This window comes from Actinomycetospora sp. (genome assembly GCF_055612215.1).
This window is the reverse complement of the sequence record NZ_JBVPVA010000601.1, coordinates 1-2,211: the sequence shown is the minus strand read 5'-3', so window position 1 is coordinate 2,211 and position 2,211 is coordinate 1. Positions and strand designations below refer to the sequence as shown.

The following is a 2,211-nucleotide window of genomic DNA, read 5'->3' as shown; positions in this document are numbered from 1 at the left end:
CCCCCAAGGCGCCGACCCCGCCCACCGGCGGCATCGGGGCCGGGCTCGGCGGCCTCGCCCACTCCCACGTCGGGACGCTCGCCGCGGGCGGCATCTGGGACACCGTCGCCGGCTGGTTCGGGGCCGGGAGCGAGGACGACCCGGGAGCGCCGTACGCGGCCCGCATGCCGCTGGCGATCGCCACCGCGCCGCCGCCCGGCGGCCCGCACCCCACGAGCCTGGAGATCCCGGCGATCGGCCTCGACGCCACCGACCCGGTGGACCTGCGCAAGGACTACCGCGACGCGCTGGAGGTCCCCACCGACTACACGAAGGTCGGGTGGTTCACCTCGTCGGCCGTGCCCGGCGACCCCGGGTCGGCGGTCATGGTCGGCCACGTCGACACCCGCCGCGGGCCCGCGGTGTTCGGCCGCCTCGACGACCTGCACCCCGGCGACGTCATCGAGGTCGGCCGCTCCGACGGCGGCACCGTGCGCTTCGGCGTCGACTCGGTCGAGACGTTCGCCAAGGACAACCTGCCCACCGAGCGGGTCTACGGCCCGACGACGGCACCCACCCTGCGGCTCATGACCTGCGGCGGCCCGTTCGACGACGGGTCGCTGAACTACCGCGACAACATCGTGGTGTTCGCGACCCCGCGCTGAGCCGCGACGCCCGGGCCGGGCCGCCGCGACGTCAGCAGCGCGGCGGCCACCCGGTGGCGCACCGAGGCCGGGTCGGTCGACGCGACCATCATGATCCGCTGGCGCAGCCACGTCACCGGCTCCCGGGCCAGTCCGGCGACCACGTCGCGGCGGCGCACGACGTCGGCGTGCTCGGAGCGCAGCTCCCGCAGGAAACGGTGCTGCAGCGCCATGTTCCGGCGCCGTGCCGTCGAGCTGATCGAGCCGCTCGCGAGCCGGAACGCCGAGAGCGACTGCGGCATCCCGAAGAACCCGCCGCGGGTCACCAGGCGGGCGGCGAGCCCGACGTCGAGGGCATAGCCGTTGTCGGGGAAGCCACCGACGGCGTCGAACGCGTCGCGGCGGAAGAGCATGTTGCCGGGCACCCCGATCGGGCTGCCGCGGTGGCGCACGATGCGGCGCAGCACCGTCGTCGCGTCCCGCCGGCCTAGCAGGTCGGTGCTGCGCAGGGCGCGGCCGCGGGCGATGACACGGTCGTCGTCGTCCACCAGGTCGTGCCGGCAGGACACCAGCGCGAGCGTCGGGTCGGCGTCCATGACCGCGACCTGCTCGGCGAGCACGGTCGGCTCGAGCAGGTCGTCGGCGTTGACCACCTTGACCAGCGGCGCCCGGGCGTGGCGCACCGCGCGCTGGAAGTTCTCGGTGACCGGGACCGTCTCGGGGTTGCGCTCCAGCCGGATCCGCGGGTCGGCGAAGCCGCGCACGACCTCGGCGGACCCGTCGGTGCAGGCGTTGTCGAGCACCACGAGTTCGAAGTCGGTGAACGTCTGCGCCAGCACGCTCGCGACGGTGCGCCCGACGTAGCGCTCCTTCTGGTAGAGCGGCACCACGACCGACACCCGGGGGACGGGCGTGCCTCCCGAACTGTCACGCACCGTCACTGTCGGCGTCGGGATGGCTCGTTCGGGCGACATGGCGCCATCGTCCGCGCGGGCCTGTGCCGCGTCAACGGGATGATCCGGACGAATTCGACCTTCCACGCGTACGGCGTGTGACACAGCCCGATCGGACCTGGGAAGAGATCCCAGGGTGCCGGTCCGGCCGAGGTCGGACGATCAATCGTCGGCCGTCCACGGCTGCGCGAGGGAGGACCGCATGACGCTCGCCCCGGACCGGACCGGCGCGTCCCGTCCGCCCGTCGCGGAGCACGGCGGCCCACTGGACGTGTGCGTCGTGGGGATGCACTACGCCCCCGAGCACACCGGGAACGCGCCCTACACGACGGGCATGGTCGCCGCGCTGCACGCCGCCGGGCACCGGGTCCGGGTGGTCACCGGCTACCCGCACTACCCGGCCTGGGAGGTGACGTCCGGCTACACCGGCCTGCGCCGCCACGAGGTCATCGACGGCGTCCCGGTGACCCGGGTGCGCCACCCGGTGCCCGCGGTCCCCGACGCGCGCCGCCGCATCGTCATGGACGCCGCCTTCACCGCGCACGCCGCGCTGGTGGGCGGGCCGCGCCCGGACGTCGTCGTCGCGGTCAGCCCCGTCCTGCTCACGGTGCTCGCGGGGCTGCGCTGGCGTCGCG

Annotated in this window: 3 protein-coding genes; 2 read left to right on the top strand and 1 reads right to left on the bottom strand. The window is 74.8% G+C overall.

Translation table 11 applies throughout. The features are described 5' to 3' along the window. Nucleotides 1-644, top strand: a 644-nt coding sequence (locus AC0CYZ_RS16450) for a class F sortase (RefSeq protein ID WP_472217217.1), incomplete at its 5' end; no start/stop codon positions are given. Here the strand turns inward: AC0CYZ_RS16450 and AC0CYZ_RS16445 are convergent. After that, complete coding sequence (locus AC0CYZ_RS16445; protein WP_472217215.1) at nt 605-1,522, bottom strand: glycosyltransferase family 2 protein; 918 nt, start codon at nt 1,520-1,522, stop codon at nt 605-607. The genes AC0CYZ_RS16450 and AC0CYZ_RS16445 overlap by 40 nt on opposite strands. A gap of 256 nt (nt 1,523-1,778) precedes the next feature. On the opposite strand from AC0CYZ_RS16445, the gene AC0CYZ_RS16440 reads away from it, so the two are divergent. Beyond that, a partial coding sequence (locus tag AC0CYZ_RS16440) for a glycosyltransferase (RefSeq protein WP_472217213.1) occupies nt 1,779-2,211 on the top strand: 433 nt, incomplete at its 3' end.